The following is a 15,323-nucleotide window of genomic DNA, read 5'->3' as shown; positions in this document are numbered from 1 at the left end:
CTGCAAACTGATAAGAATCCCTTGAAAAACCCAGATCCTAGAGAACAAGCTCCTCGATCGCCCTTGCCACGCCGTCCTCGTCGCAGCCTGGCGCAAGATATGTCGCGAGCGCCTTCGCTTCCTCCTGTCCGTTCGCCGTGACGACGCTCGTACCCGCGAGGCGCAGCATGGATAGGTCATTGTCCGAGTCGCCGCACGCCATGACCTCGTCTGCTCGGATGCCCGTCGCACGCAGGATCGCCTCGATGCCCGTCGCCTTCGATACGCCCGTCGGCACGAGGTCGAGCGTGTAGCCCTTCGACTGCTGCGGATCGACGCGTCCCGCAAATCGCTCGCGGATCGACGCGGCGATAGCGCCGACGCCGCCCGCGAGGTCGCGCACGACGACCTGCGCGACGCCCTCGACGTACGGCGAAAAATCCTCGCCGACCTCGTGCACGGCGAAGCCCTGCACCGTGCGGTAGGCGGTAAAATACTCGGGTCGGAAATCCTCAGCGTAGATGTCGTCGCCGATGTACCACTGCGCGTACCAGCCGTTCTCCCGCGCAAATGTCAGAAGCTCCGCCACCGTCTCGGGCGAAAAGGCGCGCAAAAAGAGCGGCTCTGTCGCATCGAGCGCCTGCACCAGAGCGCCGTTGCACGAGATGATCGGCGCGTTTGCTCCGATGATCCTGCCGAAGTAGCTCGCCGAGAGCAGCATGCGCCCCGTCGCCAGCGTCACGGCAACGCCCTTTTCCATCGCCCGCCGCAAGACGTCCTTGCTGTAGTCCGACACCATCTTTTCCGAAGTCAAGAGCGTGCCGTCGAGATCCATCACGATCAGCCGAATTGCCATCCTCTATCCCTCATGCTTTCTTTCACTTTCCTTCAAGTACATAGGCGTGCACAGCCCGTGCCACGCCGTCCGCCGCTCCGTTTTCTGCGAGGAAGTCCGCCGCCTCCCGCGCCGCAGGCGTGCCTGTCGCCATGGCGACGCCGATGCCCGCGGCAGCGAGCATCTCGCAGTCATTATCCGAGTCGCCGAGCGCCAGCACCTCCGACATGTTGATGCCGAGGCTTGCCGCAAGGCGCTCGATGCTCGCCGCCTTCGACACGCCCTCCGCCATGATGTCGACGTACTTCTCCTTCGAGCGCACGGCTCGAACCTTTCCCTCGAACATGCGCGAGATTTCTGCCGCACGCACCGCCGTCTCCTCGGCACGGTCACTGATCGACAACAGCTTGAAGACGCGCGTCCCCAATGCAAGGAGGCCATCCCAGCCGACGGCCTTTCCCTCGATGCCCGCGAGCTTTTCGTAAGCGCAGGCACGGCAGTCCCGCTCGCAGAAGAAAAGTCCCTCGTCCGTATAGGGCTGCACGTACCAGCCGTGCTCCTTCATGCAGTCGAGGATTTCTCGCACCACGTCGGGCGCGATGGGCGAAGCGAAAAGCTCCTCGCCCGCCGTCGTCTTGACGAGTGCGCCGTTGCACGAGACGATCGGCACCGTGACTCCGATCTCCTTCGCGTAAGGCAGAGCCGAGAGGTGCATGCGTCCCGTAGCGATCGCCACATGGACGCCCTTTGCCGCCGCCTCCTTGAGCGCCGCCCGATTCTTTTCTGAGATGCCGTTCTTCGCATCGAGCAGCGTGCCGTCCATATCCGTCACAATCATGCGTATTGCCATCCGTCCGATTCCTTCCCTTGCCTTCTTGAAGCCTTTCCTCTACTCCCTGTCCTGCCACGCGCCGTCCAAGGCGTCGGGCGCGGCGATGTAGGAGAGATGCCCGCCGACAATCGTCGCGGCGATGTTGAGCTCATCATCAAAGAGCGTGAGATCGGCCCGCTTCTCCTCCTCCAAAGAACCCGTCTCCTCATAGATGCCGAGTTCCTCCGCGGGCGTGCGCGTGACCATCTCAACGACGCGCTCGATGGGTGCGCGCGTCGTCCGCGCGAAGTTCCGAACCGCCTCGTTCATCGCGAGCACGCTGCCCGCGAGCGTGCCGTCCGCCAGCTCTGCGCGCGTTCCCTTGACCGTGACCTCCTGCCCGCCCAGCTCGAATACGCCGTTGCCCATGCCGGCGGCACGCATCGAATCCGTCACGAGGATGATATTCCTGCCCTCCTTCGCATGGTAGAGGATGCGCTGCGCCGCAGGATCGACGTGGATATTGTCAGCGATGAGTTCGCAGTTGACCTTGGTATCGAGCGCCGCGCCGACGATGCCCGGATGACGCTGGTGCAGTCCGCTCATGGCGTTGAAGCAGTGCGTGATGTGCGTGACGCCGTGCTTCTCTATGACTTCGAGCGCCGTCCCGTAGTCCGCGCTCGAATGGCCGATAGAAACGAGGATGCCCGCATCGCGGCAGCGGTCGATGAACGTATACTTGCCGTCCAGCTCCTCGGGCGCCAAGGTCACGATGCGCACGACATCTTCGAAGGACTCGATCCAATCGTAGTCGGCGCGTACGATCGCCTCCTCCGCCTGCGCTCCCTTGTACGCCTTGCTGATGAAAGGTCCTTCCATGTGCACGCCGAGGATGCGCGCGCCCTCGGGCGTCATGCGCATGGCGCTGCGCGCGCGCTCGAAGGCAGCGTGCACCGCGTCCTCGCCCGCCGTCATCGTCGTCGCGAGCCACGAGACGACGCCCGTGCGCGCGAGGTAGCGGCCGATGGCCGGCAGCGCCTCTTCCGCCGCATCCATCACGTCCCAGCCGCACGCGCCGTGCACATGCACGTTGATGAAGCCCGGCGAGACGAACAGCCCATGCGCATCATGCACCTCGTCGATGCCCGCTTCCGCCTCCACCTCATCCATGTCGATGATCCTCTCGATGCGCTCGTCGTAGAGAAGCGCCATATCTTCCATGACGCGGAAATCTCCCTCCATGTTCGGCAGCAAGAGCCGTCCATTGATGATCGCCTTCATCTGACCTTTCCCGCCTCCCCCGTTTCTCGATTCTGTGCTCTCTCCTGCGCGTCCCTGCGGCGCTGAAGGAAGTGATAGAGCGCTCCCATGAGTCCTGCATCGTTGCCCAGCTCGGCGAAAGCGAGCTGCGTCGCGGAGCGGAACGGGCGCGGCACCGCCTCCTCCAAGTCCGCGAGGATGCGCGGCGCCAGATACTGGCGCTCCGCCATCACCGCTCCGCCGAGGACGATGCGCTCGGGATTGAGCATGTAGCAGATATTCGCGATCCCCTCGGCGAGCGGCGCGATGAGCCTCGCGATGGCGTTCACCGCATCGGCGTCGCCTGCACGCGCCCACGCAAACACCGTCTCACCGTCAAGCTCCTCGGCGATGCCGTGCGCCTTCGCCGCGCTCTGTACCATGCGGCGCACGGAAGCGAGGTCGCCGAACCTGCCGCCCGCGAGCCTCATGCTGCCGGCCTCGCCCGCGCTGTAGTTCGCGCCGCGCCAAAGTCTGCCGTTGAAAAGGATGGAAGCCCCGACATCCGTGCCGACCGTCAGACAGACGAGCGAACGCACGCCGCGGCCTGCACCGAGCCAGTACTCGCCAAGCCCCGCGCAGTTCACATCGTTCTCGACCGTACAGGAAAGTCCCGTCGCTTCCTCGACGAGAGCCTTGAGGGCAAATCCCGTGTAGTCCTTGATGCTAGGACCTGCGTAGATGACCTTGCCCGCGACCGGATCGACGATGCCGAGCGTCGAGATCGCGACGCCCGCGACGCCTCTTCCCCGAAAAGCATCGACGATGGCGAGCACCTTCTCGGCTACGCCCTGCGCCCCCGCCGTCCGTCCTTCCGTCGGCACAGAACCTTTCTCGCGCAGCCTGCCTCCTGCAGCAAGTGCATACTTGATCGAAGTGCCGCCAATATCCAAGCAAATGAAATTTTCTTCCATGGACTCCCATCCTCGAAAATATTGAACATCGTTCCTACCACTATAGCACAGGAGAAGCACGGGCGCAATGGTAGTGACAAGGCGCGGCGCATAAAGTATAATGGGAGGGAGAAAACATGCCCGCATCGCGAACAGCTCTCTCTGAAAGGCGTGCAGAAGCGACGCGGGCGGAACGGAGAACCCCTATGAAAATCTTCCTCTACTTCGGCCTCCTCCTCATCCTCTGCGGCGCCTTCGGCTTTGGCTACACCTACACCGCCGACCACCGCACGGCAAAGAGTCTCTCCGCCTACTGCAAGATCGACTTCCAAGGCTCCTACGACGAAAGCGGCCGCGTCGAAGGCGCGACGCTCACGATGTGGGACTACCGCTACAGCAGCGCGAAGCCAAAGCCGCTCGTGACCATCAGCGCCGACGGCGACGCCTGGGACATCGACGCCATCGTCAAGCAGGAGCCGCCGAGCTACGACCTCAAGGAATACAGCCCCGAGACCTCGCTGAAGAACACGAACAAATTCTTCCTCAACGTCTCGCCCCAGCTGCTGCCGCTCCTCAGAAAGGCCGACGAGGTTCGCGTCAAGATCCGCTACGACAACGGCTACAGCGTCGACCTGCCCTTGAACGAACCTGACCTCGCCTACTGGAAGGCACAGCTCTATTGAAAAACCGTGAATAAAGGCCGCCGCCCGCCTGTGCAAATTCGGGCAACTTCATTTTATCAGCGTTTTCTAAAAAAATCCGCCCGTCTCGCTGTCCGATACAGCGGGGCAGGCGGATTTTTTCCGCTCATTTGCGATTCTTCGCGCGCTCCTTGATGTACGCTTCCGCACGCGTCAGCTCCTCGTTCGAATGGAGAAGCTGCGGCGTGTACTTGATGAGGATCGAGCCTGTCGCCGTGCTCGTCTCCACCTCGCTCAGCTCCGAATACGAGCGAAGATACGCCAGAAGTTCCTTCTCCACCTTGGGGCTGCCGACGAGCATCTTGCTGTGCAGCCGTATGCGCCCGGGGATATAGGACGAAACCTCGACGGAACGCAGGAAGAGCTCGAACTTGTTCGTTGGTATGCCCAACGCCGAGAGAATGCCCATCTTACGCCTGCTGCGCCTCGATCAGAGCCTCGATCTCCGCCTTCTGCTGCAGAAGCTCTTCGAGCGATGCCTGCGGCAGTGCGGCAGCAGCCGCCTTCTTCGCCGCGCAGCGCTTCTGCACGCAACGATAGCCGAGCGCACCCGCCACGATGCCCGCAGCGAGACCCACCCAGAAAATCGGCTTGCCAAATCCAAGATCACCCATGATGTTACCTCCGTATATGTCTTTGATTTACTTGAGGAACGAAGCGGCAAACGCCTCCTCGCAGGAGGCGATCCGCCCCGTGAGCAGACCGCGTCCATATCCTCGCATTTCCGCTTATTATAAGCGCAGAATCCGTCCCTGTCAAGTGCCGCAAAGCCTTTATTTTCAAGGCTTTGAGCGATTTTCATCCTCATCACAGGCGGAACTTTTCTACGCCCGCCTGCAGACGTTCGGCGAGGTCGGCGAGCGTCTGGCTGGCGGCGGCGATTTCCTCGTTCGATGCCGCCTGCTCCTCCGATACGGCGGAGACGTCCGTCGCTTTCTGCTGCACCGTATGCGAGACATCGTTGATCTTCTGCACGGAAGCCGTCGTCTCGCTGCAGTCGGCCTGCACCTTCTCACTGATCTCGACGATACTCTCTATGCTCGTTTCCAGCTCCGCCACGAGATCCATGATGCGATGGAATTTCTCGCCCGCTTCCTTGACCTGCCCGACGTTCTCACGCACCTCGCCCTGCTGATTCCTCGTGAGTTCGAAGACATGCTCGATCTCTTCGGAGTTCTTCTGTATGACGCCGCTGATCTCCTTCGCCGCCGCTTCGGACTCTTCGGCAAGCTTTCGCACCTCTTCGGCGACGACGGCGAATCCCTTGCCCTGCTCGCCGGCGCGCGCCGCCTCAATGGCGGCATTGAGGGCGAGGAGCTTCGTCTGCCCTGCAATCGAGGTGATGACCTCGTTGATCTCCGCGATGTTCTTCGAACCGTCGTAAAGCTTCTCGACCGCCGCGCTCGCCGTCGCCGCGCTCTTGGCAAGGCCCTCGACGCCCTCGATGGCAAGGTCGAGCTTCTCGTCGCCTTCCTGCGTCGCCTCGCCCGTCAGGTTCACGGCGCGCTTCGCCGTGCTGACCGCCTCCGAAATCGTCTTCATCTGCCGGTTGACGCCCGTGACCTTCTGCGTCGCGGCGTCGACAATCCCGCTCTGGTTTGCGCTCTCTTCGGCGATGATGCAGACGGCTTCAGCGGCGGACTGTGCAGCCGTCGCCGTCTGTGCAGCGCTCGCCGTCAGTTCCTCGCTCGACGCGGCCACCTGCTCGGCAGCCGACTTCGTCGACTTGACCGTCGTCTGCAGGCCTTCGAGCATATCGCGGCAGCTGTTCTGCAGCGTGCCGATCTCGTCGCTGCGGTCGCTCTTCGTCAGATGTGCCGTGAGATCGCCGTCCGCAATCTTTTCCATCAGACCCGAAAGAGCGCCGATCGGCGTTGTCACCGACGTCAAAAGGACATAAGTGATGCCCAGCAAAAGTGCGAGCGCTATGGCGCAGATCGCAAGCAGCGCCCAGCTCATGTGCGCAGCCGCGGCGTTCGCCTCGGAGACCGGCAGAGCCACGAGGAGCGTCCAGCCCGTCTCCCCCACAGGTACGGCGGAATAGAACTTCTGCACGCCCTGATATTCCGTTTCGATCTGCTCGGGCTTTCCCGTCGTCAATCTGGCGGCAAAGTCCTTGTAAGCGCCGCCGTCAATCTCGTTGAACTTATCCTCGACCGTATACTTCGGATGATAGATGTACTCGGTATCGGGGCCGAGGACGACGATCGAGCCGGTCTCGCCGACCTTGACGTCCTTGAGCAGATTTCCCACCGGCTCAAGCGATATGCCGACGCAGAGAACGCCGCGCACTGCGCCGTTCTGCACGATCGCGCGGCTCAGACTGATGACCGGATCGCCCTTGACCGATTTGAACGGCTTCGAGACGATGAGTTTTCCCGGCTGCGCCGCCGCCTCCTTGTACCACGCGCGCGTCCTCGGGTCGTAGCCCGCGCCAAGCGAACTTGATGCCACATAGGAGCCGTCCGCATTCCCGAAGACGGCGCTGTCGACGCCGTCGAGTTTGGCGATCTCGCGCACGGCCTCCTGCATCGCGGCGCCTTCGGGCAGACTCTGTGCCCAATTCATGCAAGTCGTATTGACGGCGACGCGCGCCGACTCAACGATCGTGACGATAGCATTCGCATAGCGCGAGCCAAGCTCGCTCATGCTCCTCTGTTTGGATGTCGACAAGGCGTCCGTCGCCATCGTATTGATGACGAATCCCATGACGACGAATACGATGAGAAGCGGCACGCCGATCCCCGTGAGCATTTTTCCTTTCAACTTCATAATGAACCTCCCAGCCCAGCTTCTATGAACACATATACACTCCACGAGTACGCCCTTCCTCTATTGCTCCGACAGCAGCGGACAAACAAGGTAAAAGCGCATACTACAAAGAGATTTCCCCTCTATGTTTTGTCATTCGCCATCCATGCGACTTTTTCCTGCTTGCCCCTAGTAAAAAAGTCGTTTATTTTACGACTTATGGGGGGGGGGGGTACAATGAGCCTATAACAACTTATGCACATGATATGTATTTCTCTTATGTTTTCTGACTTTAGTATATCTGTCTCAAAAAAATTTTTCCGCTTAACTCTTTGAAAATTTTAGGTATTTATACCTAGTTTTGCCAAGCAAAAAAGAAGAGGAGGCTCGCAAGGATGCGTCCTCCCCCTCTTTTTCCCTTATTCTTGTTTTGTGCATATCCTGCAGATACAGACAAAATTCCCCTTCAGGAAGTTTATTGTGAACAAACATTAAAGGCGGAATGCCTGCACGCTGTTCTGCAGCTCTATGGCAAGGCCCGCGAGAGTCTGGCTGGCGGCGGCAATCTCCTCCGTCGAGGCTGCCTGCTCCTGCGAGGCAGCGGATACGTCGGACGCCTTCTTGTGAATCTTGTGCGAGACATCGTTGATGCGCTGCGCCGATGCCGTCGTTGCATCGCAGTCCGCCTGCACCTTGCGGCTGATGTCGACGATGCGCACGATGGCCGCCTCCAGATCGCCGACAAGATCCATGATGCGATGGAACTTCTCGCCCGCCGCCTTGACCTGCCCGACGTTCTCGCGCACCTCTTCCTGCTGCGCCTTCGTCAGCGCGAAGACCTGCTCGATCTCTTCGGCGTTCTGCGTGATGACGCCGCTGATCTCCTGCGCCGCCGCCGCCGACTCCTCGGCGAGCTTTCGGACTTCCTGAGCAACGATGGCGAAGCCCTTGCCCTGCTCACCTGCGCGCGCCGCCTCGATGGCGGCATTGAGGGCGAGGAGTTTCGTCTGCCCCGCGATATTCGTGATGAGTTCGTTGATCTCCGCGATGTTCTTCGAGCCGGCATAGAGCTTCTCGACGGCCGCGCCCGTCTTCACCGAGCCGTCCGCGAGTCCCTCGACGCCCGCGATGGCCTGATCGAGCATCGCGTCGCCTTCCTTCGTCGCCTCTCCCGTCGATGCGACCGCCTGCCCGGCTTCCGCAATCGCCTGCGAGATCGTCTTCATCTGCTCGTCGACGTTCACGAGCTTCTCCGCCGTCTCCTCAACAATCTGACTCTGTGCAGCGCTTTGGTTGGCGATGTCCGTAACAGCCTCAGCAGAGATTTGTGAGACCTGCGCCGTCTGTCCGGCGTTCAGCGAAAGCTCCTCGCTCGCCTGCGACACCTGCCCCGCCGCCTTGCGCGTCGAACTGACCGTGCGCTTCAGTCCTTCGAGCATCGTACGGCAGCTCGTCTGCAGGGCGCCGATTTCATCGCGGCGCACATCGGAGGAAAGCTGCATCGTCAAGTCGCCTGCCGCGACCTTCTCCATCAGAGAGGACAGCAGCCCGAGCGGAGTGATCGCCGAAGTCAGCAGGACGTAGGTGACGCCCAAGATGAGCGCGAGCGCGACGATGCAGATGACGAACAGCGCCAGTTCCATCTGTGTGACGGCAGCGTTCGCCTCGGAAACCGGCAGCGCCACAAGAGCCGTCCAGCCCGTCTCGCCGATCGGCACGCCCGCGTAAAACTTCGCCTCGCCCTGATACTCCGCCTCAAGCTGCACAGGAGTCCCCGACGTAAGTTTCTCCGCAATCTCCTTGTAAGCGCCGCCATCAATCTCCTTGAACTTGTCCGCGAGCGTGTACGTCGAATGATGAATGTATTCCGTGTCAGGGCCAAGGATGATCAATGCGCCCGTCTTGCCGACCTTCACATCCTTGACTGCCTCGCGCGCGGCGTCAAGCTCGATGTTGATGGAGAGCACGCCGATGAGCGCGCCGTTTCGCACGATGGCGCGGCTGAGCGTCACGACGGTCTTGCCGTCGGAAGCTGCCGTCGTCGGCTTCGACATCACCGCCTTGTCCGGGTTCGCCGCCGAAGCCTTGTACCACTGGCGCGTGCGCGGATCGTAGCCCGCCGGGAAGTGCTTGCTCGTCTCATAGCTGCCGTCCGGCCTGCCGATATAGGCAGAGGCAACGCCCGGCAAATCCGCGATGTGGGTGAGTGTCGCCTTCAGCGCCTCGCCCTCGGGCATCGACTCGCCCCAGGCGGCCGCCGTCGCATTGACCACGGCAGTATCAGCGGCGACGATCTTGTCAATCTCGTTCGCATAGTGCTCGCCAAGCTCGTACATGCTCTTCTGCTTGGACGCCGTCAGCGCCGAGCTCGCCATCATGTTGATGGCGACGCCCATGATGATGAAAATCACGACGAGCGGCACACCGATCCCCAAAAGCATCTTGGGTTTTAATTTCATACAATTCATCCCTGTCCTTTCTTGTCCATTCCCTGGATATTCCTTTAATCAAACCCTAACTTTCTAGGAATACCCCTTAAGCTGTGCTTTAGTCCTCCATATTCGTAAAATCGGCTCTTTTTCCTGCCTCGTTTTCCTGAGAATTTTCTCAATAAACATGAAATAGAAAATATATCCCATTTCTTCTCATACTTTTGTCGAGAGAAAATCGTTCATTCAGGAGAGTATCGCCTATTTTACTCCAATTTTCAACCAGTATCTTCCATTTCATCCTTTTAACTTCATATTTCTCCTCTTTTCCCCTTCATCACGCATAGCGATGCAGACGATGCTCAAGAAGCCCTCCCGCACCATCATAGACGAGCTTCAATGTGAAAAATGGCACATCTTGCGCCAGAAGGCGCAGAAAGATGCGGTCGCCCTCCCAAAGCTCCAGACTCTCTATGCGCCCCTTCTCCACCCAGGCAAGCTCCCCCTCGTCGCAAGAGATCGGCGCTCCCGTGAAGCGATCCGCCGTGAAGAGATGCATGTACTCCGTCACCCCGTCGCCCGAAACGAACGTGACGAGCGCACGGAACTGCCAGCAAAGGAGCCGATATCCCGTCTCCTCCTCCACCTCGCGCAGCAGGCATTCCTCGGGCGACTCGTCCGCCTCGAAGTGACCGCCGACGCCGATCCACTTGCCGTGATTGACGTCGTTCTCCTTGATTGTGCGATGCAGCATCAGATACTTGCCCTCACGCTCGATATAGCAAAGCGTGCTCATTCTTTCCATCTTCCAGCTCCTTCCTTTCCCTTCGGAAAAAGAACAAGGGGCAAGATGCGCTTCACCGCTCTCGTCCCTTGCCTTATCCCCTTTTGTCTTGCGCCCGCATGCCGCAGGCTCCATCTTAGAGGCGGAACTTCTGCACGCCTTGCTGCAGCTGCTCCGCCAGATGCGCGAGCGTCTGGCTGGCGGCGGCGATCTCCTCGGTCGAGGCTGCCTGCTCCTCCGATACGGCGGAGACGTCGGTCGCCTTCTGCTGCACCGTATGCGAGACCTCATTGATCTCCTGCACGGCGGCCGCCGTCTCGGCGCAGCTCTTCTGCACCTTCTCGCTGATCTTGACGACGGATTCGATCTCGCCCTCAAGCTCCTCGACAAGCCCCATGATGCGGCGGAACTTCTCGCCTGCTTCTTTGACCTCTCGCACATTCTCGCGCACATCGTCCTGCTGGCTCTTCGTCAGCGAGAATACATGCTCGATCTCTTCCGAGTTCTTGCCGATGACTGTGCCGATCTCCTGCGCCGCCTGCTCGCTCTGCTCGGCGAGCTTTCGCACCTCGTCGGCGACGACGGCGAATCCCTTGCCCTGCTCGCCCGCGCGCGCCGCCTCGATCGCCGCGTTGAGCGCGAGGAGTTTCGTCTGCCCTGCGATGCTCGTGATCAGCTCGTTGATCTCCGCGATGTTCTTCGAGCCCTCGTAGAGTTTTTCGACCGCCGCGCTCGTCTTCGCCGAGCCATCGGCCAGCCCTTCGACGCCTCGGATCGCACCCCTGAGCTTTTCCGCGCCTTCCTCGGTAGCCTCGCCCGTCGAGGCAACCGCCTGCTGCGCCTTATCGACCGCCGAGCGAATCGTCTTCATCTCGTCGTTGACGCCCATGACCTTTCCTGTTGCATCCTCAACGATCGTACTCTGACGCGCACTTTCCTCGGCGATGACGACGACGGCTTCCGCCGCCGACTGCGCCGCGTCCGCCGACTGCGAGGAGCTTGCCGTCAATTCCTCGCTCGACTCCGACACATGGTCGGCGGCTTCCTTCGTCGTCTTGACCATCGTCTGCAGGCTCGTCATCATGTCGCGGCAGCTGTTCTGCAGGGCGCCGATCTCATCGGAGCGGCTGCTCGCGGGAAGATGCGTCGTGAGGTCGCCGCCCGCGATCTTCTCCATCAGCGAGCACAGGACGCCGATCGGCGTCGTCACCGCATGGAGCAATACATAGGTGATGCCGAGAAGCAGGACGAGAGCCGCGAGGCAGATCGCGACAACGAGCATGCTCATGTGCGTGACGGCGGCATTCGCCTCGTCGCGCGGCAGGGCGATGAGCACCGTCCAGCCCGTCTCCCCGACGGGAACGCCCGCATAGAATTTCTTGCTGCCCTGATAGTCAGCTTCGATCTGCTCAGGCTTTCCCGTCGTAAGCTTCGCTGCCAGATCCTTATAAGCGCCGCCGTCAATCTCGTTGAATCGGTCGTCCACCGTATACTTCGTGTGGTAGATGTACTCCGTCTCCGGCCCTAGGATGACGAGCGCTCCCGTCTCGCCGACCTTGACGTCCCGCACGATGTCCCCGACGGATTCGAGCGAAATATCGATGGCGGCGACGCCCTTGACCTCCCCGTTCTTCTCAATGGCGCGGCTGATCGTCAAGACGGGCTTGCCCGTGGACGCCGCCTTGTACGGCTTGGATATGATCGTCTTGTCGGGAGCAGCGGCCGCCTCCTTGTACCACGGGCGCTCCCTCGGGTCGTAGCCCGCGCGGAACGATGCGCTCGTCGCCGCGCTGCCGTCCGCCCTGCCGATATAGGCGGAGACGACGCCCGGGCGATCCGCCATGTGCAGCAGCGCCTCGTGCAGCGCCTCGCCCTCGGGCATCGCCTCCTCCCAATTCACCGTCGCCGTTTCGACAGCGACGCGGTTCATCTCCACGATCTTGTCGATGGCGTTGGCATAATGCTCGCCCATCTCGTACATACTTCTCTGCTTCGATGCCGTCAGCGCCGAGCTCGCCATCGAGCTGATGACGAATCCCACGATGAGGAATGCCGCAACGAGCGGAATCCCGATACCCAAGAGCATCTTCGGTTTCAGTTTCATAAGAACCTCCTCTTTTTCTCCCAACTTTTCTTTTATTATAGAACAAAAACCCCTCTTTGCGGGAAGAAAGTTTTTTCTGCGAATTCGGGCAAAACGAGGAAACTTCCTGACAGTTGATTCCAATATACATGAATTGCGATGAATCTGCATAGAAGGAACCGACTTTCTGCTGTAAAAGAAAGAAATAAGAGCAATCAAAACTCCGCAGACGAATTTCATGAGCAATTTCTAACAATGTTTAAAGGACGTTTGCCCCATGTCGCTTGCGTGCAAAATATGCACGCAGCACCCGCCTATCGGGCATCGTGCGCCGCCCCTCCGGCAAAAAAAGGCTGCGCACGAGTCGAACCGACTCATGCACAGCCTTCCACTTTTCTGTTACGACGACTTCACTTCCTGCCGACAAGCAGTTTGGACGCGCTGCAGCACATGAAGCGCGCCTCGCCTTGACTCATGAACATGCCCTTGGCCGTGTCGAGAAGTTTGACCTCCTCGTAGCCCTCATCTCGCAGCTTGGCGGCGAACGCTTCCATATCACCGTACTTGCCGCGCTCCATGATGTCATGAATCGCGAAGACGCCGCCCTTCTTCAGGACACGAAGCGTCTCCTCGAGCATCGTCTGCCCCGAGATCTTCGGGATGTTGTGATAGACATAGTTGCTCGTCACCGCATCGAAACTCTCGTCGGGAAAATCGAGCTTGAGGGCGTCGCCCGGGCGGAACTCCGTATTCGTCACGCCCTCAGCCGCCGCATTCTCCTCGCAGATCCGCTGGCTGAACGAGGCGTAGACGCCGCGCCAGAGATCGACGCCGATCGCCTGGCACGCGGGATTTCCCTTCGCGCAGGCGATCGTCAGAGCGCCGCTGCCGCAGCCGACGTCGAGGATGCGCCCGCCTGCGGGAAGCTTGACAAATGCCGCCGTTCCCTCGACGATCTGCCGTGCCAACTGCCGCTTGCCGTCGTAAGAAAACATGCGGTAGAGAGCGCAGAACCAAAATGTGAGGAGCATCGAAGCGAGAGCCGCGAGCACAAGGAAGGCATCGAGGGCGAGCCACGCGCCCGCACGCGGCAAAAGGGCGAGCGCGAGCGCGAAGAACGCCCAGAAGAGTACAGCGGCCAGGAGCGCTGCCGCAATCATGCGGCGCGGCAGCCAGTTCTTGTAGTTCGGCTTTCTGCCCGTGCCGTCCTCGGGCGATTTCCCCGCGCCCGCTTCCGGTACGGCCGGACTCTTGCCGACGTCCGTCACTTAGACCATCTCCTCGGGATGGAAGACCTCGTCGAACTTCTCAGGCGTGAGGAAGCCGAGCGCGACGCACGCCTCCTTGAGCGAGATGTTCTCCTCGTACGCCTTGTGCGCCGTCTTCGCCGCCTTCTCGTAGCCGATGACGGGATTCAGCGCCGTCACGAGCATCAGCGAGCGATGCAGGTTCTCGTGCATCTTCTCCTTGTTTGCCTTGATGCCCACGACGCAGCGCTCATCGAAGGAGCGCAGGGAATCCGCCAGGAGGCGCACCGACTGCAGGAAGTTGTAGATCGTCACGGGCATGTAGACGTTCAGCTCGAAATTGCCCTGCGAAGCCGCGATGGCGACAGCCGCATCGTTCGCCATGACCTGCACCGCCACCATCGTCGCCGACTCGCACTGCGTCGGATTGACCTTGCCCGGCATGATCGAGCTTCCCGGCTCATTCGACGGGATCGTGATCTCGCCGAGACCGCAGCGCGGGCCGCTCGCGAGCCAGCGCACATCGTTGGCGATCTTCATGAGGTTCGCCGCCAGCCCCTTCAAGGCGCCGTGCGCGAAGACCATCTCATCCTTCGCCGAGAGCGCGTGGAACTTGTTCGGTGCTGTACGGAAATCGAGTCCCGTGATGTCGCTGACGACGCGCGCGACCTCCTCGGCAAAGCCCTCGGGCGCATTGAGTCCCGTGCCGACCGCAGTGCCGCCCAAGGCCAGCTCCTTCAAGAACGGCAGCGTCGCCTCGATCTGTGCGCGCGAAGCCTTGAGCATGGCGAGCCAGCCGCTGATCTCCTGCGTGAAGGAAATCGGCACGGCATCCTGCAAATGCGTCCTGCCCGTCTTGACGATTCCTTCATTCTCCTTCATCAAACGCTCGAAGGTCGAGGCAAGCTTGTCGATCGACGGCAAGAGCTTGTCCTCGATGGCGACGACGGCGGCGATGTGCATCGCCGTCGGGAACGTGTCGTTCGAGCTTTGCGACATATTGCAATGGTCGTTCGGATGCAGCAGCTTCTCGCCCGCAATCTCGTTGCCGCGATTCGCCAGCACCTCGTTGACGTTCATGTTCGACTGCGTGCCGCTGCCCGTCTGCCATACGGCGAGCGGGAAATGCCCGTCCAGATCGCCCGCGAGAATTTCATCCGCCGCCTTCGCGATGGCGTCGCGGCGCTTCTCGTCGAGCCTGCCGAGCGTCGCGTTGGCAAACGCCGCCGACTTCTTCAAGATGGCAAAGGCGCGAATGATCTCCTTCGGCATCTTCTCCGTGCCGATGGGGAAATTCTCGAAGCTCCTCTGCGTCTGCGCCCCCCAATAGCGATCCTTCGGCACGCGAACCTCTCCGAGAGAATCATGCTCGATCTTGTACTCCATAAACGTCTCCTCCTTCATCTGTAAGCGGAAAGAAAAGCGTCGGACAAATTCCGACGCTTTCAGTGTAACATATATGAGAATATTTTTCAATAAAGTTTTCGTAAAGGAACGCGGCCTTTTGACAC

13 protein-coding genes are annotated in these 15,323 nt (G+C 60.5%); 1 reads left to right on the top strand and 12 read right to left on the bottom strand.

The features are described 5' to 3' along the window. Window positions 1-37 precede the first annotated feature (37 nt). Genes SELSP_RS02325 through SELSP_RS02310 form a run of 4 tightly spaced genes read right to left on the bottom strand, consistent with a single transcriptional unit; the run spans window position 38 to window position 3,838 of the window. Window positions 38-835: a Cof-type HAD-IIB family hydrolase gene (locus SELSP_RS02325; protein WP_006193564.1), complete on the bottom strand. Its 798-nt coding sequence runs from the start codon at window positions 833-835 to the stop codon at window positions 38-40. Window positions 836-857: 22 nt separating this feature from the next. Further along, on the bottom strand, window positions 858-1,652 hold the full coding sequence (locus tag SELSP_RS02320; protein WP_233275186.1) for a Cof-type HAD-IIB family hydrolase: 795 nt from the start codon (window positions 1,650-1,652) through the stop codon (window positions 858-860). 51 nt (window positions 1,653-1,703) lie between these two features. Continuing rightward, window positions 1,704-2,906 (bottom strand): N-acetylglucosamine-6-phosphate deacetylase, encoded by a 1,203-nt coding sequence (gene nagA / locus SELSP_RS02315; RefSeq protein ID WP_006193566.1) that lies wholly within the window; start codon window positions 2,904-2,906, stop codon window positions 1,704-1,706. Then, the gene (locus tag SELSP_RS02310) at window positions 2,903-3,838 is read right to left on the bottom strand and encodes an ROK family protein (RefSeq protein WP_006193567.1); all 936 of its coding nucleotides are present in this window, start codon (window positions 3,836-3,838) and stop codon (window positions 2,903-2,905) included. The genes nagA and SELSP_RS02310 overlap by 4 nt, the downstream gene beginning before the upstream one ends. Window positions 3,839-4,023: 185 nt before the next feature. On the opposite strand from SELSP_RS02310, the gene SELSP_RS02305 reads away from it, so the two are divergent. Then, window positions 4,024-4,500 carry a hypothetical protein gene (locus SELSP_RS02305; RefSeq protein WP_006193569.1) on the top strand — a complete coding sequence of 159 codons (477 nt, stop codon included), beginning with the start codon at window positions 4,024-4,026 and terminating at the stop codon, window positions 4,498-4,500. A gap of 124 nt (window positions 4,501-4,624) precedes the next feature. Here SELSP_RS02305 and SELSP_RS02300 read toward each other — a convergent pair whose 3' ends face one another. The 8 genes from SELSP_RS02300 to fumC all read right to left on the bottom strand — a co-directional run bounded on the left by SELSP_RS02300 (window position 4,625) and on the right by fumC (window position 15,198). Further along, window positions 4,625-4,927, bottom strand: coding sequence for an HMA2 domain-containing protein (locus SELSP_RS02300; protein WP_006193571.1), 303 nt, complete (start codon window positions 4,925-4,927; stop codon window positions 4,625-4,627). 1 nt (window position 4,928) lies between these two features. Further along, the gene (locus tag SELSP_RS02295; RefSeq protein ID WP_006193572.1) at window positions 4,929-5,132 is read right to left on the bottom strand and encodes a hypothetical protein; all 204 of its coding nucleotides are present in this window, start codon (window positions 5,130-5,132) and stop codon (window positions 4,929-4,931) included. A 193-nt stretch (window positions 5,133-5,325) separates the two neighbouring features. After that, entirely contained in the window at window positions 5,326-7,290 is a 1,965-nt protein-coding gene (locus SELSP_RS02290; protein WP_006193573.1) for a methyl-accepting chemotaxis protein, read from the bottom strand. A gap of 470 nt (window positions 7,291-7,760) precedes the next feature. Continuing rightward, window positions 7,761-9,728: a methyl-accepting chemotaxis protein gene (locus tag SELSP_RS02285; RefSeq protein WP_006193575.1), complete on the bottom strand. Its 1,968-nt coding sequence runs from the start codon at window positions 9,726-9,728 to the stop codon at window positions 7,761-7,763. A gap of 307 nt (window positions 9,729-10,035) precedes the next feature. Then, on the bottom strand, window positions 10,036-10,503 hold the full coding sequence (locus SELSP_RS02280) for an NUDIX hydrolase (protein ID WP_013740590.1): 468 nt from the start codon (window positions 10,501-10,503) through the stop codon (window positions 10,036-10,038). Between the two features lie 115 nt (window positions 10,504-10,618). Continuing rightward, window positions 10,619-12,586 carry a methyl-accepting chemotaxis protein gene (locus SELSP_RS02275; RefSeq protein ID WP_013740589.1) on the bottom strand — a complete coding sequence of 656 codons (1,968 nt, stop codon included), beginning with the start codon at window positions 12,584-12,586 and terminating at the stop codon, window positions 10,619-10,621. 389 nt (window positions 12,587-12,975) lie between these two features. Further along, window positions 12,976-13,833 carry a class I SAM-dependent methyltransferase gene (locus SELSP_RS02270; protein ID WP_006193579.1) on the bottom strand — a complete coding sequence of 286 codons (858 nt, stop codon included), beginning with the start codon at window positions 13,831-13,833 and terminating at the stop codon, window positions 12,976-12,978. Beyond that, a complete protein-coding gene (gene fumC, locus SELSP_RS02265) occupies window positions 13,834-15,198 on the bottom strand; it encodes a class II fumarate hydratase (protein WP_013740588.1) in 1,365 nt (454 codons plus the stop codon). Window positions 15,199-15,323 lie beyond the last annotated feature (125 nt).

Origin of the sequence: Selenomonas sputigena ATCC 35185, from assembly GCF_000208405.1 — a bacterium.
GTDB lineage: Bacteria > Bacillota > Negativicutes > Selenomonadales > Selenomonadaceae > Selenomonas > Selenomonas sputigena.
Note: the sequence above shows the minus strand (reverse complement) of the source record. Positions and strands in the feature narration are given on the sequence as shown.